The 26,619-nt window shown below is 58.3% G+C and carries 30 protein-coding genes; 12 read left to right on the plus strand and 18 right to left on the minus strand.

The window, feature by feature from the left end; all coding sequences use genetic code 11:
• The first annotated feature begins 15 nt into the window (after window positions 1-15).
• The 3 genes from ACR0B0_RS13070 to ACR0B0_RS13080 all read left to right on the plus strand — a co-directional run bounded on the left by ACR0B0_RS13070 (window position 16) and on the right by ACR0B0_RS13080 (window position 1,287).
• Window positions 16-231, plus strand: coding sequence for a putative signal transducing protein (locus ACR0B0_RS13070; protein WP_037316655.1), 216 nt, complete (start codon window positions 16-18; stop codon window positions 229-231).
• Window positions 228-1,001: a tRNA1(Val) (adenine(37)-N6)-methyltransferase gene (locus ACR0B0_RS13075; RefSeq protein WP_480648121.1), complete on the plus strand. Its 774-nt coding sequence runs from the start codon at window positions 228-230 to the stop codon at window positions 999-1,001. Before ACR0B0_RS13070 ends, ACR0B0_RS13075 begins: the two co-directional genes overlap by 4 nt.
• 121 nt (window positions 1,002-1,122) lie before the next feature.
• Entirely contained in the window at window positions 1,123-1,287 is a 165-nt protein-coding gene (locus tag ACR0B0_RS13080; RefSeq protein ID WP_170350663.1) for a YdcH family protein, read from the plus strand.
• Here the strand turns inward: ACR0B0_RS13080 and yddG are convergent.
• From yddG to ACR0B0_RS13130, 10 genes are all read right to left on the minus strand, one after another.
• Window positions 1,284-2,150 (minus strand): aromatic amino acid exporter YddG, encoded by an 867-nt coding sequence (gene yddG / locus ACR0B0_RS13085; protein ID WP_480648122.1) that lies wholly within the window; start codon window positions 2,148-2,150, stop codon window positions 1,284-1,286. The two genes, ACR0B0_RS13080 and yddG, sit on opposite strands and share 4 nt — an antisense overlap.
• A 137-nt stretch (window positions 2,151-2,287) precedes the next feature.
• On the minus strand, window positions 2,288-3,010 hold the full coding sequence (phbB, locus tag ACR0B0_RS13090) for an acetoacetyl-CoA reductase (protein WP_170350661.1): 723 nt from the start codon (window positions 3,008-3,010) through the stop codon (window positions 2,288-2,290).
• A 187-nt stretch (window positions 3,011-3,197) separates the two neighbouring features.
• Window positions 3,198-4,373 (minus strand): acetyl-CoA C-acetyltransferase, encoded by a 1,176-nt coding sequence (locus ACR0B0_RS13095; RefSeq protein WP_170350658.1) that lies wholly within the window; start codon window positions 4,371-4,373, stop codon window positions 3,198-3,200.
• A 183-nt stretch (window positions 4,374-4,556) separates the two neighbouring features.
• Entirely contained in the window at window positions 4,557-5,390 is an 834-nt protein-coding gene (locus ACR0B0_RS13100) for an EAL domain-containing protein (protein ID WP_170350657.1), read from the minus strand.
• Between the two features lie 92 nt (window positions 5,391-5,482).
• The gene (locus ACR0B0_RS13105; RefSeq protein ID WP_226689314.1) at window positions 5,483-5,671 is read right to left on the minus strand and encodes a GlsB/YeaQ/YmgE family stress response membrane protein; all 189 of its coding nucleotides are present in this window, start codon (window positions 5,669-5,671) and stop codon (window positions 5,483-5,485) included.
• 93 nt (window positions 5,672-5,764) lie between these two features.
• Window positions 5,765-6,736: a sterol desaturase family protein gene (locus tag ACR0B0_RS13110; protein ID WP_480648125.1), complete on the minus strand. Its 972-nt coding sequence runs from the start codon at window positions 6,734-6,736 to the stop codon at window positions 5,765-5,767.
• A complete protein-coding gene (locus ACR0B0_RS13115) occupies window positions 6,733-7,119 on the minus strand; it encodes a hypothetical protein (RefSeq protein ID WP_170350652.1) in 387 nt (128 codons plus the stop codon). Before ACR0B0_RS13115 ends, ACR0B0_RS13110 begins: the two co-directional genes overlap by 4 nt.
• A 60-nt stretch (window positions 7,120-7,179) precedes the next feature.
• A complete protein-coding gene (locus ACR0B0_RS13120) occupies window positions 7,180-7,509 on the minus strand; it encodes a hypothetical protein (protein WP_170350651.1) in 330 nt (109 codons plus the stop codon).
• Between the two features lie 87 nt (window positions 7,510-7,596).
• Entirely contained in the window at window positions 7,597-7,959 is a 363-nt protein-coding gene (locus ACR0B0_RS13125; protein WP_170361356.1) for a hypothetical protein, read from the minus strand.
• Between the two features lie 65 nt (window positions 7,960-8,024).
• Window positions 8,025-8,591, minus strand: a complete 567-nt coding sequence (locus ACR0B0_RS13130; protein WP_480648127.1) for a TlpA disulfide reductase family protein — start codon at window positions 8,589-8,591, stop codon at window positions 8,025-8,027.
• A 21-nt stretch (window positions 8,592-8,612) separates the two neighbouring features.
• On the opposite strand from ACR0B0_RS13130, the gene argH reads away from it, so the two are divergent.
• The 5 genes from argH (at window position 8,613) to ACR0B0_RS13155 (ending at window position 14,329) form a co-directional block, all read left to right on the plus strand.
• A complete protein-coding gene (gene argH / locus ACR0B0_RS13135; protein ID WP_480648129.1) occupies window positions 8,613-10,001 on the plus strand; it encodes an argininosuccinate lyase in 1,389 nt (462 codons plus the stop codon).
• The gene (locus ACR0B0_RS13140; protein WP_367647942.1) at window positions 9,998-10,183 is read left to right on the plus strand and encodes an argininosuccinate lyase; all 186 of its coding nucleotides are present in this window, start codon (window positions 9,998-10,000) and stop codon (window positions 10,181-10,183) included. The genes argH and ACR0B0_RS13140 overlap by 4 nt, the downstream gene beginning before the upstream one ends.
• A 91-nt stretch (window positions 10,184-10,274) precedes the next feature.
• A complete protein-coding gene (locus tag ACR0B0_RS13145; RefSeq protein ID WP_480648131.1) occupies window positions 10,275-10,424 on the plus strand; it encodes a hypothetical protein in 150 nt (49 codons plus the stop codon).
• Between the two features lie 65 nt (window positions 10,425-10,489).
• Window positions 10,490-11,755, plus strand: coding sequence for a diaminopimelate decarboxylase (gene lysA, locus ACR0B0_RS13150; RefSeq protein WP_480648133.1), 1,266 nt, complete (start codon window positions 10,490-10,492; stop codon window positions 11,753-11,755).
• A 36-nt stretch (window positions 11,756-11,791) separates the two neighbouring features.
• The gene (locus ACR0B0_RS13155; protein WP_480648135.1) at window positions 11,792-14,329 is read left to right on the plus strand and encodes a TIGR02302 family protein; all 2,538 of its coding nucleotides are present in this window, start codon (window positions 11,792-11,794) and stop codon (window positions 14,327-14,329) included.
• A gap of 18 nt (window positions 14,330-14,347) precedes the next feature.
• Here the strand turns inward: ACR0B0_RS13155 and ACR0B0_RS13160 are convergent, their stop codons facing one another.
• Window positions 14,348-15,148, minus strand: a complete 801-nt coding sequence (locus ACR0B0_RS13160) for a zinc-ribbon domain-containing protein (protein ID WP_480648137.1) — start codon at window positions 15,146-15,148, stop codon at window positions 14,348-14,350.
• A 183-nt stretch (window positions 15,149-15,331) separates the two neighbouring features.
• Between ACR0B0_RS13160 and ACR0B0_RS13165 the strand changes: the two genes are divergently transcribed.
• Genes ACR0B0_RS13165 through ACR0B0_RS13180 form a run of 4 tightly spaced genes read left to right on the plus strand, consistent with a single transcriptional unit; the run spans window position 15,332 to window position 18,240 of the window.
• Complete coding sequence (locus ACR0B0_RS13165) at window positions 15,332-16,009, plus strand: cell division ATP-binding protein FtsE (RefSeq protein ID WP_480648139.1); 678 nt, start codon at window positions 15,332-15,334, stop codon at window positions 16,007-16,009.
• On the plus strand, window positions 16,006-16,905 hold the full coding sequence (locus ACR0B0_RS13170; protein ID WP_170361370.1) for a cell division protein FtsX: 900 nt from the start codon (window positions 16,006-16,008) through the stop codon (window positions 16,903-16,905). The genes ACR0B0_RS13165 and ACR0B0_RS13170 overlap by 4 nt, the downstream gene beginning before the upstream one ends.
• Entirely contained in the window at window positions 16,905-17,645 is a 741-nt protein-coding gene (locus tag ACR0B0_RS13175) for a lysophospholipid acyltransferase family protein (protein ID WP_170350640.1), read from the plus strand. Before ACR0B0_RS13170 ends, ACR0B0_RS13175 begins: the two co-directional genes overlap by 1 nt.
• Window positions 17,632-18,240 (plus strand): pyridoxamine 5'-phosphate oxidase family protein, encoded by a 609-nt coding sequence (locus ACR0B0_RS13180; protein ID WP_170350639.1) that lies wholly within the window; start codon window positions 17,632-17,634, stop codon window positions 18,238-18,240. Before ACR0B0_RS13175 ends, ACR0B0_RS13180 begins: the two co-directional genes overlap by 14 nt.
• Before the next feature lie 149 nt (window positions 18,241-18,389).
• On the opposite strand, the gene lpdA is transcribed toward ACR0B0_RS13180, so the two are convergent.
• The 7 genes from lpdA to ACR0B0_RS13215 form a co-directional block, all read right to left on the minus strand.
• Window positions 18,390-19,778, minus strand: coding sequence for a dihydrolipoyl dehydrogenase (lpdA, locus tag ACR0B0_RS13185; RefSeq protein ID WP_480648140.1), 1,389 nt, complete (start codon window positions 19,776-19,778; stop codon window positions 18,390-18,392).
• Between the two features lie 73 nt (window positions 19,779-19,851).
• The gene (locus ACR0B0_RS13190; protein ID WP_170350636.1) at window positions 19,852-20,121 is read right to left on the minus strand and encodes a hypothetical protein; all 270 of its coding nucleotides are present in this window, start codon (window positions 20,119-20,121) and stop codon (window positions 19,852-19,854) included.
• Window positions 20,122-20,123: 2 nt separating this feature from the next.
• Window positions 20,124-21,629 (minus strand): 2-oxoglutarate dehydrogenase complex dihydrolipoyllysine-residue succinyltransferase, encoded by a 1,506-nt coding sequence (odhB, locus tag ACR0B0_RS13195; protein WP_170350635.1) that lies wholly within the window; start codon window positions 21,627-21,629, stop codon window positions 20,124-20,126.
• Between the two features lie 3 nt (window positions 21,630-21,632).
• Window positions 21,633-24,590, minus strand: coding sequence for a 2-oxoglutarate dehydrogenase E1 component (locus ACR0B0_RS13200; protein ID WP_170350633.1), 2,958 nt, complete (start codon window positions 24,588-24,590; stop codon window positions 21,633-21,635).
• Between the two features lie 39 nt (window positions 24,591-24,629).
• Window positions 24,630-25,334 carry a sulfotransferase family 2 domain-containing protein gene (locus ACR0B0_RS13205; protein WP_480648142.1) on the minus strand — a complete coding sequence of 235 codons (705 nt, stop codon included), beginning with the start codon at window positions 25,332-25,334 and terminating at the stop codon, window positions 24,630-24,632.
• 57 nt (window positions 25,335-25,391) lie between these two features.
• Window positions 25,392-25,934 carry a DUF805 domain-containing protein gene (locus ACR0B0_RS13210; RefSeq protein WP_480648144.1) on the minus strand — a complete coding sequence of 181 codons (543 nt, stop codon included), beginning with the start codon at window positions 25,932-25,934 and terminating at the stop codon, window positions 25,392-25,394.
• The gene (locus tag ACR0B0_RS13215; protein WP_480648146.1) at window positions 25,931-26,617 is read right to left on the minus strand and encodes a hypothetical protein; all 687 of its coding nucleotides are present in this window, start codon (window positions 26,615-26,617) and stop codon (window positions 25,931-25,933) included. The genes ACR0B0_RS13210 and ACR0B0_RS13215 overlap by 4 nt, the downstream gene beginning before the upstream one ends.
• Between the last annotated feature and the right edge of the window lie 2 nt (window positions 26,618-26,619).

Genomic DNA, 26,619 nt, shown 5'->3' on the forward strand with positions numbered 1-26,619 from the left:
CTTACATCCATCCCTATGAAAGAACTTTTGCGCAGCACCGATCCGACGATCCTGGCCTTTGCTTCGGCCCTTCTTGAGGGTGAGGATATAGACTGCTTTCAGATGGACGTAAATATGAGCATCCTCGAAGGCGGCATCGGAATCTTCCCCCGTCGTCTGATGGTGCGGGCTGATGACCTGACACGGGCTGAACGGGTGATGCGCGATAATGAGATTCCGCTGGGTCGATGAGCCACTTGCCGGATAATGATCTGACCTGTAACGATTTTTTGAACGGCCGTGTGCGCCTGTGGCAACCGCGTTCGGGATATCGTGCGGGCGTGGACCCGGTCTTGCTGGCTGCCTCGGTTCCGGCGACACGTGGTCACACCGTGCTGGAACTGGGCTGCGGGGCAGGCGCCGCGATCCTGTGCCTTCTGGCGCGTGTGCCCGGATTGCAAGGGGTCGGGGTGGAATTGCAGGCCAGCTATGCCGCGCTGGCCCGTCGCAACGCAGCCGAGAACGCCGCGTCGTTCGAGGTGGTCGAGGCCGATCTTGCCGCCCTGCCTGCCGATCTGAAACAGCGCCAGTTTGACCATGTCATCGCCAACCCGCCCTATTACCGCGCCGGAGCGCACAGTGCCGCTGCGGATGACGGACGGGCAATCGCGCTGGGTGAGGGCACACCACTGGGTGTTTGGTTCGACACTGCGGCCAAACGTCTCGCACCGCGCGGCTATTTGCACATGATCCAAAAGGCCGACCGTTTGCCAGATATGCTTGCGGGCTGCACGGGGCGCCTGGGCTCAGTCGAGGTGTTGCCTTTGGCGGCACGCGCGGGTCGGGCTGCCGAATTAGTGATTTTACGCGCCAAAAAGGGCGGAAAGGCCGTGTTTCGGTTGCATGCGCCGTTGATTTTGCATGCAGGCGCGCGCCACGAAAAAGACGGTGAAAGTTACACACCGCAGGTTTCGGCGGTGCTGCGCGATGCTGCCGCCCTGCCGGGGTTGTCCGGCCAATAGGCAGTAACCAGCCGAATTTGTCGGATTTATTACAGAATCTGTGCGTCTGCAGCGTGACAGGGTGGAAACGATGTGATCAACTTCTTACGTGAAACTCAGACACCAACAGAGGAGTATCGCCATGAGCGTGAGCGCACACCTGACCGAACTGAAGAAAAAGCACGAAACACTCGGTCTTGAAGTTGAACAAGCCCAACGCTCGCCTGGCATCGACGATCTCCATATTGCACAACTCAAAAAGCAGAAGCTTAAGCTAAAAGAAGAGATCGAGCGCCTGTCAGCCTAGCGACGCAAGCTCGCCCGCGCGGCAATGGCCGCGCCGCCAGTGATCAACACGGCCGCGATCGCCAGACCCCAGGACGGGGCGGCGATCCCGGCCCCAACCAAAGCCAGCGTAGACAACAGCGGTGCCGCGTAAGAGGCAGTACCGAGGATTTGTATGTCACCCTGCTTTACCCCGATATCCCACACATAAAACGCTAGACCCACCGGCCCCAGACCCAGTGCCACGACCGAAGCCCAGCCAAAGGCGTTGTCGGGCCAGATGGTTTCTTCAACGGCCAGATGCAGCGCGCCCGAGGCAATCGCCGCCGCGATGCAGAACACGGCGACCGAACTGGTCGGAGTGTCCCCCAAACGGCGCGACAGGACCGAATATCCCGACCATGTCAGCGCGCACAGCAGCGCCAGCCCATACCCCGGTAGATGAGCGGTCTGAACCCCTGCGCTACCGCCTCCTGCGATGATGATCGCAGCTCCGGCAAAGCCCAGACAGGCCCCAAACAGATGACCGATACGCAGATGCTCGCCCGGCAATAGCCCGGAAAACAGCACGATCAGCAGGGGCCAGAGATAGGCGATCAACCCAGCCTCAGCTGCTGGAGCCATGCGCAGGGCCGAAAAATAAAGCGCGTGATAGCCGAACAGGCCCGTGGCACCGAACAGATACGTTGTCCAGGGCACCGCCCGTAACTGGGGCAAACCGCCGTTGGCCCATGTCCAGATCAGGCCCAGCGTGCCGCCGATAGAAAAACAGATGGCGTTCAGCAAAAGCGGTGGGGTTGGGGTCGAGGCGACTGTGAACAGCGCCAGTAAAGACCACAGCAGCACAGCCACAAACCCAATCGCTGTTGCCTGAGATTTTGTCATAGGGCCGTGACCTTTTTCACCGATCTGCTTTGAAAGGATACAACCACCGGGAAGTGGTGCAATTCTTTAACTGTCTGTTTCAGAACGAAAAAGGCCGATCCTAAAGGACCGGCCTGAATTGTTCGTGGGTCTGCAGATCAGACGAAGAACTGCGCACCGTTGGCCGAAATTGTCGAGCCATTAATGAACTGAGAATCGTCCGACGCCAGAAATGCCACGCAGCGCGCGATTTCCTCGGGCTCCCCCAGTCGACCAGCCGGGATTTGACCGATGATGGATTCACGAACCTTCTCGGGAACCGCCATCACCATCTCGGTTGCGATGTAGCCGGGGCAGATGGCGTTCGCGGTGATACCAGCACGGGCCCCTTCTTGCGCGAGGGATTTCACAATACCGAGATCACCCGCTTTGGTCGCGGCATAGTTCACCTGCGCGAACTGGCCTTTCTGACCATTGATCGAGCTGATGACGATCACACGGCCAAACTTGCGCTCGCGCATGCCGGACCATACCGGGTGGACGGTGTTGAAAACGCCGGTCAGGTTGGTGTCGATCACCTGATGCCACTGCTCAGGCGTCATTTTGTGGAACGGGGCATCGCGGGTGATGCCTGCATTGGCGACCACGATGTCGATCGGGCCAACTTCGGCTTCGACCTTTTCGATGCCCGCTTTCGATTCGTCATAGTCGGCCACGTTCCACTTGTAGGTGGCGATGCCGGTTTCCTCGGTGAATTTTGCGGCGGCTTCGTCATTGCCGGCATAGGTGGCTGCAACATTGTAGCCTTCGGCCTTGAGCGCCTTGGAAATTGATGCGCCGATGCCGCGGGAACCGCCGGTGACGAGTGCTGTACGTGCCATTGAGGAATCCTCCAATTAAGTCTGACTTGGTAATTCTGTTACTCTGAGAGAGATTGCTGCGCAATATCGTTTCGTCTTCGTTTTGATCTTTCTGTTCGGCGATATTGTCGCATCTAAGGGATAGGGCCGGAATGTAACAAAAAAGGGCGCCCAGTAGACGCCCTTTTCCATTTAGTTGTCAAAGCACTTAGTCGCGCTCCACACACAGGGCGACACCCATGCCGCCGCCGATGCAAAGGGTCGCCAGACCCTTTTTCGCGTCGCGGCGCTTCATTTCGAACAGCAGGGTGTTCAGAACGCGGCAGCCCGATGCGCCGATCGGGTGACCGATAGCGATTGCGCCACCGTTGACGTTCACGATGGATGGGTCCCAACCCATGTCCTTGTTCACGGCACAAGCCTGTGCGGCAAAGGCTTCGTTGGCTTCAACCAGATCCAGGTCGTCAACCGACCAGCCCGCTTTTTCCAGCGCTTTGCGCGAGGCATAGATCGGACCAACGCCCATGATCGCCGGGTCCAGACCCGCCGTGGCGTAAGAGGCGATGCGGGCCAGAGGCTCGATCCCGCGCTTTTCGGCGTTTTCGGCTGACATCAGCAGGGTGGCGGCGGCACCGTCGTTCAGGCCCGAGGCATTGGCTGCGGTGACCGAGCCATCCTTGGTGAAGGCCGGGCGCAGCTTGCCCATGGCTTCCATGGTTGCGCCGTGGCGGATGTATTCATCCTTGTCCATAACGATGTCGCCCTTGCGGGTCTTGATGGTGAAGGGCGTGATTTCGTCGGCGAATTTACCAGCCTTTTGCGCCGCTTCGGCCTTGTTCTGCGAGGCAACGGCGAATTCGTCCTGCATGTCACGGCTGATCTGCCATTTTTCAGCAACGTTTTCAGCGGTTTGACCCATGTGATAGCCGTTGAAGGCATCCCACAGACCATCGCGGATCATCGTGTCGATATATTTCATGTCGCCCATCTTGTGACCGGCGCGCAGCGCGGCGGCATGGGGCGAAAGGGTCATATTTTCCTGACCACCGGCGGCCACGATTTCGGCATCGCCCAGCTGGATGTGCTGTGCGCCCAACGCAACCGCGCGCAGACCCGAGCCACACACCTGGTTGATGCCCCAAGCCGCGCTTTCTTGCGGCAGACCCGCATTGATATGGGCCTGACGCGCCGGGTTCTGGCCCTGTGCAGCCGTCAGTACCTGACCCATGATGGTTTCGCTGACTTCACCCTTGTCAACTCCGGCACGTTCTACAACTGCTTCGAGTACGGCAGTGCCCAGATCATGTGCGGGTGTGTTTGCAAACGAGCCGCCAAAACTGCCGACACCGGTACGGGCTGCAGATGCGATTACTACGTTAGTCATATAGACAATCCTTTACCATCAAGGTCCAGTGGGAACCGTGATGACGCAGATCGCAGAGGTCCGGCCTCTAAGATCCAGAGCGCCTCATGATCCCCCGCTCCAACTGCTCATGGAATAGCGTAACGCTGCAATTGCAGCAACGGTCAGCTTGTCTCAGGTAAATTGGAAATGGATTCTAAATCTTTAACTACCGGTTTTCTTGAGTTTTTTGTCTTTCCAAGGGCCCGACACAGTGGGTGCGCCGAACAAAAACCCCTGCAAGCAATCCACGCCATTGGCCACAAGGAATTCGGCATCGCCCCTGGTTTCGACCGATTCGGCGGTTACTAGAATTTCAAATTCCCGGGCCACAGCGACCAGTGCCCGGACCAACGCTTGATTGTCCGGGTTTTCGGAAACTCCGCGGACGAACTGACCGTCGATCTTGGCGGCATCAAACAAAAACTCGCGAAAGTGGCGGAAACTGAAATTGCTGGCACCGAAATCGTCCAGCGCAAACGCAACGCCGCGGGGTTGCAGCCGGTCCATGAAATCGATCACCAACTCGGGCACAGTCATGGCCGAACTTTCCGAAATTTCCAGGATCAACCGTTCGCCCAAATTGGCGTCTTTCTTGAGAAACCGATCTAACACCCGAGAATACCGCGCATAGCCGATCGAACGTGCGGACATGTTGATGGACAGGCGGATTTCGGGGTTATTGATCAGTGTCCTCAACCCCATTTCCAATGCGACACAATCCAGATCGCGCCCGATCGGGGTGTTTTCCAATTGCGGCATGAAATCCCGTGCAGGAATAACCCGCCCGGTTTCGTCCAGCACCCGAATGAACCCTTCGTAGAACGCTACACCGAATGGTTGATGCGCCTGCATGACCGGCTGAAAGGCCAGTTTGCATTGTTTGTGCTTTACCGCTTCGGTCGCCATCTGAACCGAGGATTCGTCACGGGATGCGACGGCTGCGTTTAGCGGGCTTTCGGCACCCTCGGGCGCATCTGCCTGTTTCCTGTCCCGCATGTCCTTGCCAAGCCCCTTAACGTCACCGGTCAGGGCCCTATTTCAAGGCAAAGGTATGAATCTGCGGTTAAGAGGGGCGAATTTGCCAGGTGTCAGCGCGCGGATTCCCAAACCCGCCCAAGTACAGCGGCGGCGCCGGCCACGGCTCCCATGAAGCCCAGTGCAAGCATGACAAAGCCCAATGCAACGATGGTTGAGGGGCCACCCGTCAGTGCCGTCAACATGGCCAAAGCTAGACCGATCAAACCAAGTGTGGTCGATACTGTCATCAAACGGGTCATGGCGGCCTCCGGGTTACTGGCTACGGGTCACATCCGCTGAATATGGAATGTGAAATCCCGTTTTCAAGAAAGCAGAGAGTCGAACAGGCGGATTTAAGCCTGTTTTGCCTGTGTATTGGGCGTCTGGGCCTCAAGTTGTTCAAAACCGGGCGTTCCGTGATCTTCGGGATGGCGCGCCAGATGCCGGGCTTTGATCTGTTCCGAGCTTTCGCGGCTGCCATCATGGCTGTAACCCGGTGGAGCAAAGCAATAGGCCAGACGTTCGCGCAACGTCAGCCCCGGCTGGGTTGCGTCGCGCCAGATACTGACCCATTCGTGAAAGGCCACGCGCAGCGGGTTGAACGTGCCAATATTGTGGACCAGCCCGTAATCGACGCGGTCGTCCTTTTGTTCGGGCACAAACGTGCCAAACAGTTTGTCCCAGATGATGAAAACCCCGGCATAGTTGCAATCCAGATAACGCGCGTTCCGTCCATGATGGGCGCGGTGGTGGCTAGGGGTGTTCATCACCGCCTCGAACCAGCGGGGCATTTTCCCAATCGCCTCGGTGTGAATCCAGAACTGATAGATCAGATTCAAACCGCCGCAGAACAGCACCATCGCCGGGTGGAAGCCCAGCAGAATCAGCGGCGCACGTACTACCATCATGAAGGTAAACGTATAGGTCCATGTCTGACGCAGCGCCGTGGTCAGATTGTAGTGTTGAGAACTGTGGTGGTTCACGTGACTGGCCCAGACCCAGCGGATGCGGTGACCGAACCGATGCACCCAGTAATAGCGTAAATCATCCAGCACAAAGCACAGGATGATCACCGGAATCGAGGTGCCCAAGTTCAGCGGCGTGATCTGCCACAGCCACATGAAAAAGCCATATGCGATGAACCCAAGCAGCAACCCCGAGGCGATATTTCCTGCCCCCATGATCAGCGAGGTGACGGCATCGCGCGTCTCATACCGTCCGCCCCTGCCTTTGAAAGCGATCCACAGGAACTCGGCCAGAATGGCGGCGATGAAGAACGGCACCGCCCATTGCACGGCGTCGGGAAAGCTCACTTGGTCGGTCATGCGGGGTCCATCAGGTTTTGCCAGTGGGGGCGTTCGAAATCGTCAAGGCGGATCAGGGCTTTGGGCGTGCCGAAGTCATGAAATTGAATTTCGAAACCCTCGGGGTGATCGATCCAGTCGAAATCCAGAAGGTGGCGCGCCACCGTATCGGCACCAAAGGACCACAACAGCCCGTTTCCCGTCTCGGTACGGATCAGGGCGGACCGTTTGTCATGTGCGATTGTTATATCAATTATTACGTCGTCCGGCGCATGGCGCAGCCATTCCGAACGCGCGGTCTGGGGGGTCAGTTCGCGCACGCGTGACCGCCCTGACAGGTGCAGCAGAACGGTGATGCCGACGATGCCTCCGACCACCAGAACCAGAAGTATTTCAAGCGGCATTCTTTCCTCCCGCCCGACAGATTGCAGAGCGGCAATGACGCTGTCAAAGGTAGCGTTACGTCAGCCAGCTTCGAACGTGTCCAGGACTTCGTGCTGCACCACGCGTTCGACAAAGGGCACCAGCCCATCAGGCCCCGAGGCCCTGTCTTTCAGGTGTATGCAGATGTCTGGCCTGCGTGCTGCGATGATGCCGACCATCTCGCCGCGGATCTTGTCATCCAAGCCCGCGCCCATGACCGCACAGACGATCCGGGGTTCGGCATCCAGTTGCCGCCGGACCTCATCCTGATCATGCGCGCCCAGCCATTGGATAGGCATGTGATCCAGACGCCGCGCCACGTCGCCGATTACATTCGGCAAGCGACCGATCAACAGAACCACTGGTTTCATTGTCGCCTCCTTTCACTGGTAACCAACAGAAAAACCGGCCCCGAGGGACCGGTTCTATTCTAGCACAGATGAATTCTGTGTTTCTGCCTAGTTGGAAATGGTCATAGGCACAGCCTCACCTTTTCCTTTATCGCGTGTGAAGGTTACCTGATTGCCGTCGATTGTAACTTTCTGGCAATCTTCGGGAAGTTGGTTGGTTCCAATAAAAACATTTCGGCAAAAATACCTTTTGTTCCAGACCCAAGCCCCTTTGATTTTGCCTTTTTTGGCGGTTTCCCCCTGAATCGTTCCGTCCGCCGCGACGACAAGCCAGGACCCTCCGCTTACGAGCTTCTTGCCAACGATTGTGTCCATGAATTGTTGTTGCTTTTTAATGTCTTTGGCGTCTGCTGTCGTCGCTGCAATACAAAGAACACTGACCGCCGCGATCAGGATGGCAATTGATTTCATAGCTATTCCCCCAACGATTAAAGCTGAGAGAATAGCATGATTCGTCGTTTTTCGTGTGTGTTTACTTAGCTTTCAGCGCCGACAAGCGTCGCGATAATCGCCTTGGCACTTTCTGAATTCCAATCAGCATCGCCGATTAACCGGGCAATTTCCTGACCCTCAGGATCCAGAATAACGGTGATTGGCAACGCAACAACGCCAAACTCGCGTGCGGCGGCTGAACCGGGGTCCTGATGGCGCGGCAGGTTATTAATGCCGTTCTCCTCGAAGAACTTCTTGATCCCGGCGGGTGAGTTGCGCCCGGTGGCAAGGGTCAGAACCTCAAACTTGTCACCGCCGAACTCTTCTTGCAGCTCGGCAATCTGCGGCATCTCTTTGCGGCAAGGCGCACACCACGTGGCCCAGAAGTTCACCAGAACATACTTGCCGGCATAGTCCTCAAGCGTTCCAACTCCGCCCTCATCTTCCAGCTGGAATTCGATTGTTTTTGCGGGCTTGGGTTCTTTGTGCAGGATCAGGCGTTTCAGTGTTCCATCACGCAACGGGCCAAGCGTTTCGGCATCTGTCGCCAAAGCGGCGTTTGCACCCAGCGCAAGGGCCATATAAAGGGGGATCAGACGAAATAGGCGCATATCAACTCCGGGTTTTCTTACATGACCGATCAATCTTCGAACCAGATGTGGGGCGGCCGCTTTGCCGCCGGTCCAGACGCGATCATGGAGGCAATCAATGCCTCGATCGGGTTCGATCAGCGGATGGCAGCCCAGGACATCGCAGGCTCGCGCGCCCATGCCGCCATGTTGGCTGCCACAGGCGTAATAACTGATAGTGATGCGCAGGCAATTCGGGAAGGGCTGCTCACCGTTTTGTCAGAAATTCAGAACGGGGAATTTCAGTTCTCGATCGCGCTGGAAGACATCCACATGAATGTCGAAGCGCGTCTGAAAGAGGTTATTGGCGAGCCTGCAGGTCGTTTGCACACGGGCCGCAGCCGGAATGACCAGGTTGCGACCGATTTCAAACTGTGGGTGCGTGATCAACTGGACGCTGCAGAGAGCGGTCTGCTGGCCCTGATCCGCGCGCTTTTGGCGCAGGCCGAGGCCGGGGCCGATTGGGTCATGCCAGGCTTTACCCATCTGCAAACCGCACAGCCGGTGACGTGGGGCCACCACATGATGGCCTATGTCGAGATGTTTGGCCGTGACCTGAGCCGCGTCCGCGATGCGCGAGCCCGGATGAACGAATCCCCCTTGGGGGCGGCGGCTTTGGCTGGGACGTCTTTTCCCATCGACCGCCAGATGACGGCCGAGGCGCTGGGCTTTGACCGGCCTGCCGCCAACTCGCTGGACGCAGTAAGCGACCGCGATTTCGCGCTTGAGTTCCTGTCGACCGCCTCGATCTGCGCCATGCACCTGTCGCGCTTTGCTGAAGAGCTGGTGATCTGGTCTTCGGCCCAGTTCCGATTTGTCACCCTGTCTGATCGGTTTTCAACTGGTTCGTCGATCATGCCGCAGAAGAAGAACCCGGATGCTGCAGAGTTAATCCGCGCCAAAGTGGGCCGCATTTACGGTGCAAATACCGCATTGATGATGGTGATGAAAGGCCTGCCGCTGGCCTATTCCAAGGACATGCAAGAAGACAAGGAGCAGGTCTTTGATGCCGCCGACAATTGGATGCTGGCGCTGGCTGCGATGGAAGGTATGCTTAAGGACATGACTGCCAACCGCGAGAGCCTTGCGGCGGCAGCGGGCTCGGGGTTCTCGACCGCTACCGACCTTGCCGACTGGCTGGTTCGTGTATTGGGCCTGCCGTTCCGCGACGCCCACCATGTGACCGGATCGCTGGTGGCCATGGCCGAAAGCAAAGGCTGCGACTTGCCTGACCTGACGCTGGAGGACATGCAATCGGTCCACGCAGATATCACCGATGACGTCTATTCTGTCCTTACCGTCCAAAATTCGGTAAACTCGCGCCAGTCTTATGGCGGCACCGCACCGGATCAGGTGCGGGCCCAGATCAAGCGATGGAAGGCGTTGGTATGATGCAAATTCTCCGTGTTGTCCTGCTGATTGCGGCTGGGTTTGCCCTGGTCGCCTGTGGCGCAGATGGCGAGCCGATCCAACCCACGATGAGCGCCAATGTAGGCGTCGGAAGCAGCGGCACTTATGTTGGTGGTGGTGTTGGCTTTCGGCGCGGTGGATTGGGTGTTTTTCTTGGGGTTTAATCCTCTGAGGTAATTGCATTTTGTCCACGCGGCGCCCATGTTCGCACGTATGATCGGCCTGGTGCCGAATTTCCTGAGCTAAGATGACATCATGAAGATTTTCGGCCTGATCCTGACTATTGCCGTACTTGCGGCCTGCGAGCCTTCGCACAACTCTCGCCCCGAACCCGAGGCGAATTCCGGCAGCTCTGGCGTCTCGATTTCGGGCTATGGGCGGGTGGGCGTTTCTGTCATCAACTGACCGAATACCGCCGGATGTGCGGAATCCATTGATCCGCCGGGCGGTTTTGGTCTAAGCGCGCTGTCATGGATCACTTTCTCTACCGCGACGGCGCGCTTTACGCCGAGGATGTCCCAATCTCCGAAATCGCTGCCGCGGTCGGGACCCCGTTTTACGTCTATTCCACCGCGACTTTACTGCGCCATTTCCAGCTGTTCGATGACGCGCTGGAAGGGACCGAGCATCTTGTCTGCTATGCGATGAAAGCCGCCAGCAATCAGGCGATCCTGAAAACGCTGGCGCAGGCGGGCGCGGGGATGGATGTGGTCTCGGGCGGGGAATATCTGCGCGCCAAGGCGGCGGGTGTGCCAGGCGATAAAATCGTGTTCTCAGGCGTTGGCAAAACTGTGGATGAGATCCGCACCGCGCTGACCGGGGGCATCCGTCAGTTCAACGTCGAATCCGAGCCCGAGATGGAAGTGATTAACGCTGTAGCGCTGGAATTGGGTGTGGTTGCGCCTATCACTGTGCGGGTTAACCCGGATGTTGATGCCAAAACCCACGCCAAGATCGCTACAGGAAAGTCCGAGAACAAGTTCGGTATTCCCATCGCCCGCGCGTCAGAGGTCTATGCCCACGCCGCGTCCCTGCCCGGGCTTGAGGTGATTGGCATCGACGTCCATATCGGCTCGCAACTAACCGAGCTGGAGCCGTTCGAGCTGGCCTATACCAAAGTCGCCGAGTTGACTGAGCAGCTGCGTGCCGAAGGTCACAATATCCGCCGTCTCGATCTGGGCGGAGGTTTGGGCATTCCCTATACCCGTGCCAATGACGCACCACCGCTGCCCGTAGAATACGGTGCGTTGATCAACAAAACGCTGGGCCATCTGGATTGCGAGATCGAGATCGAACCTGGTCGTCTGATCGCGGGCAATGCCGGTTTGATGATCAGCAAGGTGATTTATGTGAAATCCGGTGAGGGGCGCGATTTTCTGATCCTCGATGGGGCCATGAACGACCTTATCCGCCCCGCCATGTACGAGGCGCATCACGATATCGTTGCCGTGCAGGAACCGGCGCCGGGCGTTGAACAACAGCCCTATGATATCGTCGGTCCGGTCTGTGAGACCGGTGATACCTTCGCCAAACAACGCAACATGCCACCGCTGGCGCCGGGTGATCTGGTGGCCTTTCGCAGCGCCGGAGCCTATGGGGCGGTGATGGCCAGCGAATATAACACGCGCCCCCTGATCCCTGAGGTTCTGGTACATGGGGATCAATTTGCAGTTATTCGTGAACGGCCAAGCTTTGACGAAATCATAAACCGCGATACCATACCCGAGTGGCTTTGACGCGATGACCGCGCGGGCCCGCTCAGGAGGCCTGCCTTGAACGCAAGACATAACCTGCCGATTCCAAGACTTTCCCTGTGGCTGACGCACGCAGGGATGCTGGCCGAGCAGGTTTTGCGTGCATTCTGGCCATTTTTCTCGATTTTCATGGCGATTCTGGCTGCGTTGATGCTGGGGTTGCAGGATCACGTCCGGGTCGAGGTGGTCTGGGCAGTGGGTGTTGTCGCAGTGATTGGCCTGCTGGTGGCACTGGTCTGGGGTATCAGGCGATTCCATTTGCCCAGACGGGCCGAAGCGCTGATGCGGGTGGATGCGTCACTGCCGGGGCGTCCGATTCAGGCGCTTATGGACGATCAGGCCATTGGGGCGATGGATGCCGATTCAGTCGCGCTGTGGCAGGCGCACCAGACGCGTATGGCGCAACGGGCGGCGCAGGCTGAGCCGGTCAAACCAGATTTGCGGCTGGCTGATCGCGATCCTTATGCGTTGCGTTACTCTGCCTTGCTGGCGTTGGTGATCGCGGTTCTGTTCGGATCGTTCTGGCGCATTGGTTCAGTGGCCGAGATGACGCCGGGCGCGGCCACGGCTGGGCAGGGGCCCAGCTGGGAAGGATGGGTGGAGCCGCCACGCTATACCGGCTTGCCGACGCTTTACCTGGCGGACCAATCAGACCCGACACTATCTGTTCCACAAGGCAGCCGCATCACCCTGCGTTTTTATGGCGAGGTCGGCGACCATAGCTTGACCGAGACGACATCGCCCCTGGGCGCCGAAGACGCATCTGAGGTGGAACAGGATTTTATTGCCACCCGTTCAGGCCAGTTGACGATTGATGGTCCGGCAGGGCGGAACTGGGCCGTAAACATCATTGCGGATACGTCGCCGAAGATTGCGATCGCCGACGAAGCCGAGACCGAGGCTGGTGGACGCATGAAACTGCCGTTCACTGCTGTGGACGATTATGGCGTGGTCTCTGGATCAGCCGTGATCGCGCTTGATCTGGCTGAGGTCAGCCGGAGCTATGGTCTGGCCGCTGTACCTGAACCGCGCGAAGTGATCACCGTGGAACTTCCGATGCCGATTACCGGCGACCGGATCGATTTTACCGAAGACCTGATCGAGGATTTCTCGCAGCACCCTTGGGCGCATTTGCCGGTCAAGATTACATTGACGGCACGGGATGCGGCCGATCAGGAAGGCCACTCTGATCCGTATCAGACCACATTGCCTGCGCGGCGTTTCTTTGATCCACTGGCCGCTGCAGTGATCGAACAGCGGCGTGATTTGCTGTGGGCCAGGGACAACGCGCCCCGGGTGTCTCAGATTTTGCGCGCGATCTCGCATCTGCCCGAAGGGTTCTTTCGATCCGACACCGCGTATCTGCGTCTTCGTGTGACCCTGCGGCGATTGGAAATGTTCGATGACTACGGGCTGACACTGGAACAACAGGAAGAGATCGCCCAGGCCCTGTGGGATCTGGCGATCATCATCGAAGACGGTACGCTGGCCGATGCGCTGGAACGGATGCGCCGGGCACAGGAACGCCTGACCGAGGCGATGAAGAACGGCGCCTCCGATGAGGAAATCGCTGAGCTGATGCAAGAGCTGCGCGAGGCAACGCAGGATTACATGCGCCAACTGCAGCGTCTGGCACAGGAAAACGGTGAGTTTGACGAAAACCAACAAGGCGAGAATGGCGAATCCCTGCAGATGACGCAGGACGATCTGCAGCGGATGATGGACCGTATTCAGGAACTGATGGAACAGGGCCGCATGGCTGAGGCTCAGCAGGCGCTGGAAGAGTTCCAGCGGATGATGGAAAACATGCGTGTCACTCAGGGCCAGGGGCAGGGCCAGCAATCCGAAGGCCAGCAGGCGATGGAAGGGTTGGCCGAAACCCTGCGCGAACAGCAAGGCCTCAGCGATCAGGCTTTTCGCGATCTGCAGGAACAGTTCAACCCTGGCGCGCAGGCTGGTGAAAGCCAGGGCAACGAAGGCCGCAATGGCGGTCAGGGTCGGGGGCAAAGCCACGAAGGTCAGGGTGGTCGCGGCGCAGATCAACAGGGCGACGGCCAGCAGGGGCAAGGATCGCTGGCTGATCGCCAACAGGCTTTGCGCGATGAATTGGGTCGTCAGCAACAGAATCTACCCGGTGCGGGCACGCCCGAGGGCGATGCCGCGCGCGATGCGCTGGGCCGCGCAGGGCGGGCTATGGACGAGGCCGAAAATGCGCTGCGCAATGATGATCTGGCTGATGCAATCGACAACCAGTCCGAGGCGATGGAAGCCCTGCGCGAAGGCATGCGGTCACTGGGTGAAGCCTTGGCCCAGAACCAGCAGAACCAACCGGGTCAGGGATCGCAAGAAGGTGATATGCAGGCCAACAGCCGTGATCCGCTGGGCCGCAACCCGGGTTCAAATGGATCGATCTCAACCGATGACAGCCTGTTGCAGGGCGAGGATGTCTATCGTCGCGCCCGCGAATTGCTGGACGAAATCCGTCGCCGCACCGGTGAATCGGATCGTCCTCAGATCGAGTTGGAATACCTCAAGCGGCTGTTAGAGCGGTTCTAGGTCCGTCTTTCAATCAGGTCAGTTCTGTGCTGTCCCCGAAGTCTGTGCTTCGAGCCACAGACGTGCCTGATCCACCAGCGACACATATGGGGTCAGGATCGGTTCGGCCTGCGGCACAGCCTCGCTGATTTTTTGGGCGTTGCCATAGACCAGCAACAGAATGATGCCAACAATCAGGATCAATGCAAATCCGCGCACAAATCCGCCAGATTTACGCGGCGCGGGCTCGTCTTCTGCGCCCATGATGTCGTCGCTGCGCAAGCTGGAATTGATCGCTTCGACATCGGGCAGGTCATCTTTCTGGCCCGCGTCTTCTGCGGTTTCCGTGGCCGTCAGTTCCTTGATGGCGTGTTCGGGGTCAGGTTCCGGAGGAGTGTCCAGTGCCAAATCGGGCTGAGTTTCTATGCTGCCGCCTTCCTGGGCACGCAGCTCAGCCTCTCGGGCGGCTTCCTCTTGCAGGATGCCGGCAACAGCGGGGTCGATATTTCCGGTTGTTTCGGGTTTTTCCGGCTCGGGGGCTGCTTCAGGTTCTGGTGCGGGTGTTGTTTCGGGTTCCGTCGCAGGTTCAGATCTAGGCTCAGCCTGCGGTTCCGCGGCAAACGCTTCATCCACCGGTGTGGGGGTCGGGTCTGTCGCGGCTTCCTCGGCTGCAGGCTCTTCTGAAATGGGCGTGACCGCTGCGGGCGCGGGTTGGTCCGGGTATTTGGCCTGGAACCAGGTGTTCTCGCAATTTGAACACTGAACGTCGCGGCCCTCTTCCGGGATGACTTCGTCTGGCACCTCATATTGGGCACCGCAATTCGGACACGTAAGACGCATGCTGCCTCCTGGTCGGGACCTCGACCTGATAATAGTTTTTTTAGGGATGTTATTCCGTTAAGACCTGACCGCAAAGGGTGTTTTCGGTTTGGCAGCATAAATGTCACCAATTCGCCCCGGTGCAGGCATTGAAACCACAACCACGCTCGGGCAAGAAGAGCAGCAATTAGAACGGGGGCCCCTGTGATCGAGCTGGAAAATGTCAGCTACACCTATGGTGGAGGTGAATTGCTGAGCAACGTGTCCCTGCGACTGCAGCCGGGTTCGTTCCACTTTCTGACCGGCCCTTCGGGCGCGGGCAAGACCACTTTGCTTAAACTGTGCTACGGCGCATTGCTGCCCACGTCCGGACGGTTGAGCGCGTTTGAACAGGACGTGGCCCAGTTGGATCGCGATCAGATGGCTCTGCTGCGCCGCCGGGTTGGCGTTGTGCATCAGGATTGCCGGTTTCTGGATCATATGACGGTGGCCGAAAATGTCTCGCTGCCGCTGATGGTGTCGGGGCGTTCGGAATCTGCGTTGCGGGATGATCTGACTGAATTGCTGAACTGGGTGGGTCTTGGCACCCGGCTGGGCGCGCTTCCGCCCGAACTGTCGGGTGGTGAACGTCAGCGCGCCGCGCTGGCCCGGGCGGTGATCCTGTCGCCCGATGTTGTTCTGGCAGATGAGCCCACTGGCAATGTGGACTGGGAGATGTCGCAACGCTTGCTGCGCCTGTTGGTCGAGCTGAACAAGATGGGCAAAACCGTGCTGATCGCCACCCATGATCTGAGCCTGATCCGAGCTGCCAAAAGCCAGGTGCAGGCACGCGTGCTGCGTATTTCGCAACGGCAGGTCCAACTTGCGGGGGCAGACCTATGAGCAAGGGGATGATCCGAAACTTGCTGAAACGGGATGCGCGGGCCGATCGGGTGGTGCCCCCCACCGGTTACACCGCGCATCTGACCTTGTTCGTATCGGGCGCGATGGCTTTTCTGACCGTGTTTGCGCTGGCCCTGTCGCTGGCGTCCGGGCGATTGGCCGACCGTTGGGCAACCGAACTGGCCGGGGCGGCCACCTTGCGGATCAATGCCCCCGCCGACCAGCTGGCCGCCCAGACCGAGGCTGCGTTGACCGTGCTGGCCCAAACCCCCGGCGTCGCATCGGCCCGGGCGCTGACGACCGAGGAGCAGGCCGCGCTGTTGTCGCCATGGTTTGGTTCTGACCTGCCGCTGGACACATTGCCCGTTCCGCAACTGATCGAGATCATCGAAGGCGATCCGGGTCTGGATGCAACCGGACTGCGGTTGCGGTTGGGGGCCGAGGTGCCGGGCGCTGTGCTGGACGACCACACCCGCTGGCGCGAACCTCTGGTCGATGCGGCCATGTCACTGCGCCGGCTCGGTTGGGTCTCGATCCTGCTGATCGGTGGCGCGACCGCAGCCATGATTACGCTTGCGGCTAATGCCTCGCTTGCGGCCAACGCGCAGATCATTGAGGTGCTGCGTCTGGTTGGTGCCAGGGATCGCTTTATCGCCCGCGCCTTTGTCCGGCGCTTTACCTACCGGGCATTCTTTGGCGCGGTTGTCGGGGTATTGCTGGGTATGACCGGGGTGCTTTTGCTGCCCGAAGCCTCGGACGAGGGCGGGTTTTTGACCGGTCTGGGCTTTCAGGGGGCAGGCTGGTTGCTGCCTGCACTGATCCCTGTATTGGGCGCAACTGTTGCCTTCCTGGCCACGTGGACCGCCGCCAGCCGCAAATTGAAGGAGCTTTCGTGATGGCCACAGCGTTTCAATGGGTACGCTCTTTGATCTTCATGATCGTGATCTATGTCTGGATGCTGATCCTGGGCATCGTGTTTGCCCCCTTTGCCCTGTTCAACAAGCGTGGTGCGTTGCGGGCGTGTAAGACCTATGCCCGCACAACCCTGTGGCTGGCGCGCTGGATGGTTGGCATTCGATCCGAAGTACGCGGCACAGTGCCGGTGGACGAGGTGGTGATTGGCGCCAAGCACCAGTCCTTTCTCGACATCATCATAATTTTCGACGCCATCCCCCACGGCAAATTCATAATGAAGAAAGAGCTGCTGTGGACCCCTGTCATTGGCATGTATGCGCGGCGTCTCGGCTGTATCCCAGTCGATCGCGGTAAAAAAGGCGCGGCCGTTGCCAAGATGGTCAAAGACGTCGCCAAAGAATTCACTGAGCCCGGTCAATTGGTGATCTACCCGCAGGGCACACGCGTTGCGCCAGGGGTGCAGAAACCTTACAAAGTGGGCACAGCGGTTCTGTATGAGGGGTTGGGATTTCCCTGTGTCCCGGTGGCGACAAATGCCGGAGTTTTCTGGCCGCGCACAGGTGTTCTGCGCAAACCGGGTTTGGCGATTGTGGACTTTCTTGATCCGATCGAGCCGGGGGTTGCGCGCAATTCGTTTCTTGGTCGATTGGAAGACGTGATTGAGACGCGATCCAATGCATTGATGAAAGAAGTGGGGTTTGATCCGGATGGAGTTCATTAAGGACATCAAATCGCTCGAAGAGATCTACAACAGACCGCCCGGCGCGGCCTCTTTTCGAAAAGTGGTACACAGCCTGACACCACTTTATCGCAAATGGATCATGAGCTCGCGGCTTTGTATCCTCAGTACCGTGGGTCCCGAAGGTGTGGATGGCAGCCCCCGCGGAGATGATGGCCCGGCGGTGTTAGAGCTTAATCCAAATACGCTGGCCCTTCCGGACTGGCGCGGCAATAATCGATTGGATTCACTGCGCAATATTGTGCGTGATCCGCGTGTGGCCTTGATGTTTATGGTATCGGGCTCCAACAACGTGGTGCGTGTAAATGGAACGGCCCGACTGACTGCGGATGCAGACCTGCGCGCCCGGTTTGAGAAACACGGCAAACAGCCAGCCACGGTCATCGTTATCGAAATCACCGAGATCTACACGCAATGCGCCCGTGCCTTGATGCGCGCTGAAATTTGGACCTCGGGTGACAGTTCCGTCGAGTTGCCCAGTATTGGTGAGATTTTGGCCGAGGCAAGTCAGGGTGAGGAGGGCGGTGAACGCTACGATTCAGAATGGGGCGCACGCGCTGCAAAAACGATGTGGTAAATGGGGGCTCTGCCCCCGCTGCGGTAAGCCGCAACTCCTCCGAGGTATTTAATGGCCAGATGAACGAGGAATCCGCCTTTTCATCTTGCCAAAAATATCTCGGAGCGCGAGGCGAGAGCCTCGCTAACTCCGGTTGAGTCAGTGCTGTCCTACGAGTGGATCGGACCGTCACCACAAGCCAGCGCAGCCTCGCGCACAGCTTCCGAATAGGTCGGGTGGGCGTGGCAGGTCAGGGCCAGGTCTTCGGCTGAGGCGCCAAATTCCATAGCCACGCAGACCTCGTGGATCAGATCGCCCGCTGCCGGGCCGATGATGTGCGCGCCCAGAATGCGGTCCGTGTCCTTGTCGGCCAGAATTTTGACAAAGCCATCGGCGGCAAAGTTCGCCTTGGCGCGACCGTTGCCCATGAACATGAATTTGCCGACCTTGTATGAACGACCTTGTTCCTTGAGCGTTGCTTCTGTTTCACCAACATTGGCGACCTCGGGCCATGTGTAGATCACGCCGGGGATAACACCGTAATTTACATGTCCATGTTTACCCGCGACCTGTTCAGCAGCGGCCATGCCCTCATCCTCGGCCTTGTGGGCCAGCATCGGGCCTTCGGTCACGTCGCCGATGGCGTAGACTCCCGGTACGTTTGTCTGCCAGTCGCTGCCAACTTTGATCTGACCGCGCGGTGTCATTTCGACCCCCAGAGCCTCCAGTCCCAACCCGTCAGAGAACGGCTTGCGCCCGGTGGCGACCAACACTGTATCCGCGTCGATCACATGCTCGCTGTCGTCTTTCAGAAGTTTATAGGTGACCTTGGCCTTGGTTTTGGTCGCTTCGGTCTTTTGCACCGCTGCGCCCATCACAAACTTCAAGCCCTGTTTCTTGAGAATGCGCTGGAAAGTCTTCTGAACCTCGGGGTCCATGCCCGGTGTGATTTCCTTGAGGAACTCAATCACCGTCACTTCGGCCCCCAATCGCTGATAAACCGAGCCAAGTTCCAACCCGATCACACCGGCACCAATCACGACCATCTTCTTGGGAATCTTGCCAAGTGACAGCGCACCAGTCGAGGTCACGACAACCTTTTCGTCAACGTCTACACCAGGCAGCGAGGACGGTTCAGACCCCGAGGCGATGATAATGTTCTTGGCCGAGTGAACCTCATCCCCCACCTTGACCTGACCAGCGGCAGGGATCGAGCCCCAACCTTTCAGCCAGTCGATCTTGTTCTTTTTGAACAGGAACTCGATGCCTTTGGTGTTGCCCTCAATGGTTTCTTCCTTGTAGGCCTGCATCTGTTTCCAGTCGACTGAGGGGCTTTTGCCCTTGAGGCCCATTTTGGCAAAGTTATGCTCGGCCTCATGCAATTGATGTGAAGCGTGCAGCAGCGCCTTTGACGGGATACAACCCACGTTCAGACAGGTGCCTCCCAGCGTTTCACGCCCTTCGACAACGGCGGTTTTCAGGCCCAGCTGGGCGCAGCGGATAGCGCAGACATAGCCGCCTGGGCCGGCGCCGATTACGATGACGTCATAGTTTGCCATTATACTCTCCTAAGTCGACCGGATGGGCCGGTGGCTGCATGATCCAGCGTAGCCGGATCCTGCTGTGCTTTCTTCAAACCGGGTCCAGCAGCTTGATCGTGATATGTGCAATGCCGCCCCGCTCGTGGTGCATCGCCAATTCCTCAGATCCGAAAAAGGCCCGTGCTTTGTCCAAGTTCGTCACTTCGAACATGGCGATGGCGTGGTCGCTCTGATCTGGGTCCCGCCAGACGTGCAGGTCGCGGATACCCGCAGCCTTGCGCATTGGCGTATCCTCACGAAACACTTTCAGCCAGGCATCGAAATCGGCCACATCGGCCTGCCACAATACATGCGTTGCCATAATTACAGATCCATCAGCAGGCGGCGCGGATCTTCCAGCGCCTCTTTTACACGAACAAGGAAGGTCACGGCGCCTTTGCCGTCAACGATCCGGTGGTCATAGGACAGGGCCAGATACATCATCGGACGGATCACGACCTGACCGTTGATTGCCATCGGACGGTCCTGAATCTTGTGCATGCCCAGGATACCCGATTGCGGCGGGTTCAAGATCGGCGAGGACATTAGCGAGCCATAGACACCGCCATTCGAGATGGTGAAGGTGCCGCCCTGCATCTCCTCCATTGACAGCTTGCCATCACGGGCGCGCTTGCCTTTTTCGGCGATGGCTTTTTCGATCTGGGCAAAGGACATCGAATCCGCGTCGCGGATAACCGGAACCACAAGACCGGTCGGTGTTCCGGCGGCAACGCCCATATGGACAAAGTTCTTGTAAACGATGTCGGTGCCGTCGATTTCCGCATTCACCTCGGGCACTTCTTTCAGCGCGTGGCAGCAGGCCTTGGTGAAGAAAGACATAAAGCCCAGACGCACGCCGTGCTTCTTTTCGAACTGGTCTTTGTACTGGTTACGCAGGGCCATCACCTCGGTCATGTCCACCTCGTTATAAGTGGTCAGCATGGCGGCGGTGTTCTGACTGTCTTTCAGACGCTTGGCGATGGTCTGGCGCAGGCGGGTCATCTTGACCCGTTCCTCGCGCGCGGCATCACCTGCTGCGACCGGTGCGCGCGGTGCAGGTGCAGGCGCTGGGGCCGGAGCAGGGGCTGCGGGGGCAGCTGCGGCGCGGGCCACGTCCTCTTTCATGATGCGGCCATCGCGGCCAGTACCTGTAACCTGATCGGCGGACAAACCAGCCTCGGCCATCGCTTTCTCAGCCGAGGGTGCATTGGCCACGTCTTTAGCAGCGGTGGCTGCTGCAGGCGCTGCTGCGGCGGCTGGGGCTGCGGCCGGGGCGGCTCCAGCACCCGAACCCGAAATCACGGCCAGCTTGGCCGAGGCGTCCACGGTGGTGCCTTCGGGCGCTACGATTTCCGCCAGAACACCAGCAGCCGGTGCCGGAACCTCAACCGAGACCTTATCGGTTTCCAATTCGCACAGCATTTCGTCTTGCGCCACGGCATCGCCAACCTGTTTGAACCAGGTCGAAACGGTAGCCTCGGTCACGGATTCACCCAAAGTGGGCACCATCACATCGACGCTGCCACCACGAGCGGCCGCTGCAGGCGCGGCAGCAGGGGCCGGGGCAGCGGCGGGGGCCGGGGCAGCACCTTCGCCTGCGGTGATGGTGGCCAGCAATGCGTCAACGCCTACGGTTTCACCTTCGGCAGCGACGATTTCGCCCATCACACCGGCAGCGGGGGCTGGAACCTCGACCGTTACCTTGTCGGTTTCAAGCTCACAGAGCATCTCATCCACGGCCACAGCGTCACCAGGTTTCTTGAACCAGGTGGCAACCGTAGCTTCGGTGACGGATTCGCCTAGCGTAGGTACACGAACTTCAATGGTCATCGTTTACTTTCCTTCGAGGCTCAGCGCTTCGTTCACAAGCGCCTCTTGTTGAGCTTTGTGTTGGCTGGCCAGACCCGTCGCGGGCGAAGCCGAGGTTGCGCGGCCGACATAAATCGGCCTTGTGTGTTTGGCGCCGATGCGGGTCAGCACCCATTCGATATTGGGTTCGATAAAGGTCCAGGCGCCCTGGTTCTTGGGTTCTTCCTGACACCAGACCATCTCGGCCCCTTTGAAACGCTCAAGCTCATTGATCAGCGAGTGGGCGGGGAAGGGGTAGAACTGCTCGATCCGCATCAGATAGACGTCGTCGATCCCGCGGGCGTCGCGTTCTTCCAGCAGGTCATAGTAGACCTTGCCCGAACACATCACGACCCGCTTGATCTTGTCATCCTTGACCAGCTTGGTGTCCGAATTGCCGTGTTGTGCATCATCCCACAGCACCCGGTGGAAGCTTGAGCCTGTCGTGAATTCGTCGGCAGTGCTGACCGCCAGCTTGTGGCGCAGCAGCGATTTCGGCGTCACCAGGATCAGCGGTTTGCGGAAGGTGCGGTGCAACTGACGGCGCAGGATGTGGAAGTAGTTCGCAGGCGTCGTACAATTCGCCACGATCCAGTTATCCTGGCCGCACATCTGCAGGAACCGCTCAAGCCGTGCGGACGAGTGTTCGGGCCCTTGCCCTTCAAACCCGTGCGGCAGCAGGCAGACCAGACCGGACATGCGCAGCCATTTGCTTTCGCCCGAGCTGATGAACTGATCGAACATGATCTGCGCACCGTTGGCAAAGTCTCCGAACTGCGCTTCCCACAGGGTTAGTGCGTTCGGTTCGGCCAATGAAAACCCGTATTCGAAACCCAGTACAGCGTATTCGCTGAGCATCGAGTCGATCACTTCGTATTTCGACTGGCCTGCTCGGATGTTGTTCAGCGGGTAGTACCGCTCTTCGCTTTCCTGATGCACAAAGCCCGAGTGACGTTGACTAAAGGTGCCGCGTGTTGCGTCCTGACCGGACAGGCGCACCGGGAACCCTTCGGTCAGCAACGAGCCAAAGGCCAGCGCCTCGCCCGTGGCCCAGTCAAAGCCCTTGCCGCTGTCGAACATGTTCTTCTTGTGATCCAGCAACCGCCCGACGGTCTTGTGCAGGGCAACGTCGGCGGGTGCATGCGTCAGGGCCTTGCCGATCTCGACCAGAGTGTCCGGCGTGATCGCGGTTTCGCCGCGGACATATTCTTCTTTGTTCTTGTCCAGATGTGACCAGCGCCCGTCCAGCCAGTCAGCCTTGTTGGGTTTGTAGTCTTTGCCCGCGTCGAACTCATCGTTCAGATGGGCCTGAAAGGCGGCTTTCATATCCTCGATCTCACCCTCGGGGATCAGGCCGTCCTTGACCAAGCGCTCGGTATACAGAGACAGCGTGGTCTTATGGGTTTTGATCTTCTTATACATGATCGGATTGGTGAACATGGGCTCGTCGCCCTCATTGTGACCAAACCGGCGATAGCAGAAGATGTCGATCACGACGTCTTTGTGGAACTTCTGGCGGAACTCGGTTGCGACCTTGGCGGCGTGCACGACGGCCTCTGGGTCGTCACCGTTCACGTGGAAGATTGGTGCTTCGACCATCAGCGCGATATCCGTGGGATATGGGCTGGAGCGTGAGAAGTGCGGAGCGGTGGTGAAACCGATTTGGTTATTGACCACGATGTGCATGGTGCCGCCGGTCTTGTGCCCGCGCAGACCCGACAGGCCAAAGCCTTCGGCCACAACACCCTGACCGGCGAACGCCGCGTCGCCGTGCAGCAGGATGCCCATCACAGTCGTGCGGTCATCGTCTTTCAACTGGTCTTGCTTGGCGCGGACCTTGCCCAGCACCACCGGGTTCACCGCCTCAAGGTGCGAGGGGTTCGCGGTCAGTGACAGGTGGACCGAGTTGCCATCAAACTCACGGTCGCTGGAGGCGCCGAGATGGTATTTCACGTCGCCCGAACCATCCACGTCTTCGGGCTTGAAGCTGCCCCCCTGGAATTCGTTGAAGATCGCGCGATAGGGCTTGCGCATCACGTTGGCCAGAATGTTCAGACGGCCCCGGTGCGGCATGCCGATCACGATGTCCCGAACGCCCAGGGCGCCACCGCGTTTGATGATCTGCTCCATCGCCGGGATCAGGGCCTCGCCGCCGTCCAGACCAAAGCGCTTGGTGCCCATGTATTTGACGTGCAGGAATTTCTCGAAACCTTCGGCCTCGACCATCTTGTTCAGGATCGCCTTGCGGCCCTCCTTGGTGAAGGCGATTTCTTTGCCATAGCCTTCGATCCGTTCCTTCAGCCACGCGGCCTGTTCGGGATCAGAGATATGCATGTATTGCAGCGCAAAAGTGCCGCAATAGGTGCGTTTCACGATCTCAACGATCTGGCGCATGCTTGCCATCTGCAGGCCAAGCACGTTGTCGATAAAGATCGGACGGTCCATGTCGGCCTCGGTGAAGCCATAGGTTTTGGGGTCCAGCTCGGGGTGTGTACTGGCCGTGCGCATGCCCAGCGGGTCCAGATTGGCGGCCAGATGGCCCCGGATACGGTAGGCCCGGATCAGCATCAGCGCCCGCAGGCTGTCCAGCACCGCGCGCTTGATTTGATCGTCGCTGACGGCAACGCCCTTGTCCGCAGCCTTTTCCTTGATCTTTTGGCCCGCTGCCTTGGCGTCGATCTCGGCCCATTCGCCGGTTAGCGCGCCGGTTAGGTCATCGGCTGGCATCGGCGGCCAGTCGGTGCGCGCCCAGGATGGCCCCTCGGCCTCACGCTGCACGTCCGGCGTAGCGTCACCCATGGCCTTGAAGAACTCGGCCCAGGCGGCATCCACCGCGCCGGGATTCTTGGTGTACTGGGCATAAAGCTGTTCCAGATACTCGGCATTGTGCCCCTGCATAAAGCTAGAGGCGTGAAATGCGGAATTGGGCGTATGTTCGGTCATGTGCGAACCTCGAATGGGCTGGCGGTTTCGGTTTTGGTCTCAGTGCTGCGGGCTGTCGGGGTAGCCGAGCTTGTCAAACACCCAGGCCATGTTTCGTCGGACAGTATCGATCGTTTCGGAGTCATAATACTCTGGCACAGGTATTCCTTTTCGTCGTTCTTTCATCGATTTGTCATGCCCCAAGTTAAAACTGTTTTCCGGCAAGCCAAAATCAGCAAAAATACCGTTCAGGTCGGCAACCAGATGTTCCTTTCGAATAAAGCGATCCACGATCAAAATGTTGTCGATCGAGACAATCTTCCAATCGATGGACCAAGTTCCCGACAAGATGAACGATTTGAACTGCTCAAATTCCGTTTTCGGATCTTCCGAGGGCAGGTTCTGCTGGTATTTCATGAAGTGAAACTGAGACACCGCCCTGTCAAAGGGATCGCGGACATTTGCGATTTTGGTGTACTCGTCGAATGTTTCGGCCCCAAGGTTCTCTTTGACTTCCCAGGCCGGCATGTGGTTGCGCCATGGGTATTTGTGCTTGCGCCAGAACTGCCAATCCGGATGCGGTTCACGCCGCCCAGGCCCCCGTGCCCCGACGATCCCGTATTTTGAGATCCTGACCTTGCCGTTTTCCAGTTCCCCCAGACCCGGCTTTTCGCAAAGCGGTTGCAGGACCTTTTCCGTCGACGTGCCAGCCGTCTTCGTGGTCTTGAGGTAGATGAATTTATGCTTGTGGCACACCAGAACCATTTCAGCGGTCCTTTCCGGAAGACGATGGCCGCGACCTTCTATGCATACCAAGTCCGTTCACTGGGGCACCTCAATTGGATTGGGGCCGTATTTATTGACACCTGGCTGGCTTGGGCGGGTCAGCCACCACAACACCAGAAGAGGAGACACAAACAGAACGATCAACGTCGGAACAACAATCAGCAGCGTGGCGCGGGTAAACAGAATGTCCAGACTGCCGCCGTGCTGAAAATGCGACGCAAGACCGATACCAAAGATCAGAACCGCAAAGGCCCCGAGGATTAGCAGGATCGGCAGCAATGCGTATAGCCCGCTGCGCCCGGTATCATGCATCCGCCGCCACGCGACGGCTAGGTGCGGGATGAACACGATCAAGCTGACGATGCTTTGCACCGGTGCCGAAGACGTGGCGGTGACGGATTTGGATGTTTCAGTTTCAGTCACAGCAACCTGAGTGAAGAACTGTGCATCAATGACCCCGGCGATAAAGCTCCAGATCACGATGAACAGAAAAAAGAACCAGTATTCAGGCCGCGAGGCACGACCCGAGAAGGTGAAGAATTTCGAGAAACAGGTGCGGATGGCGTCGGAGAAGGTCATTTTGAGTTCTCTGCCTGTTTCGTGACATAGGTTGAGAAAATGGAGGACACATCTATCCCAATGTCCGAAACGGTTGAAATGCGCTCGGTGTTCAGTACTGCACTGTTCAGAACCCGTTTTAGGCCATTGCTTTCATAAGATTGAGATCTGAGACGGTACACCGGAGGCAAAGTCGCAGGGTCGCGTCCTGAACCCCCAAGCAAACGCTCAAATGTCACTGGTGAGTCTTCATCCTTGAGTGCAATCAGGCAACGTAATTGACTGTAGGTGTTATACTCATCAGTGCTGATGCGTAAAACACTCCCAGTTTGCAATTTTACAAACCAACGGTCTTTTTGTTCTGTGCCTTCGACAGTTACTAGATTGCGTGTACCGGCGGCATTTTTTAGCGCAAGTTCCCATGTTCTTACTATGCGCGGATCAGCAACGTCCCCATAACCAAACTGTTCTGAAAGTAACGATGCGGCAAAAGACTTTATTGCGCGGTCATCAAGTTCTGCTGGAACAGCGTGAGTCCAACCAATCTTGATCAGGTTATCCGTTACCGTCACCAGATCAATGGCGGATTGACAAGCCGCCACGGTTTCCGAAGCGAATTTTGAGCTGTCGGCGACAGCTGGGGCAGTTGTGGCTGCCGAGACGGCAGCCACAAGGCCAATAAGGGTTCTTGTACCCCAGTTCACAG

The organism is Ruegeria sp. BA12 (assembly GCF_056539625.1).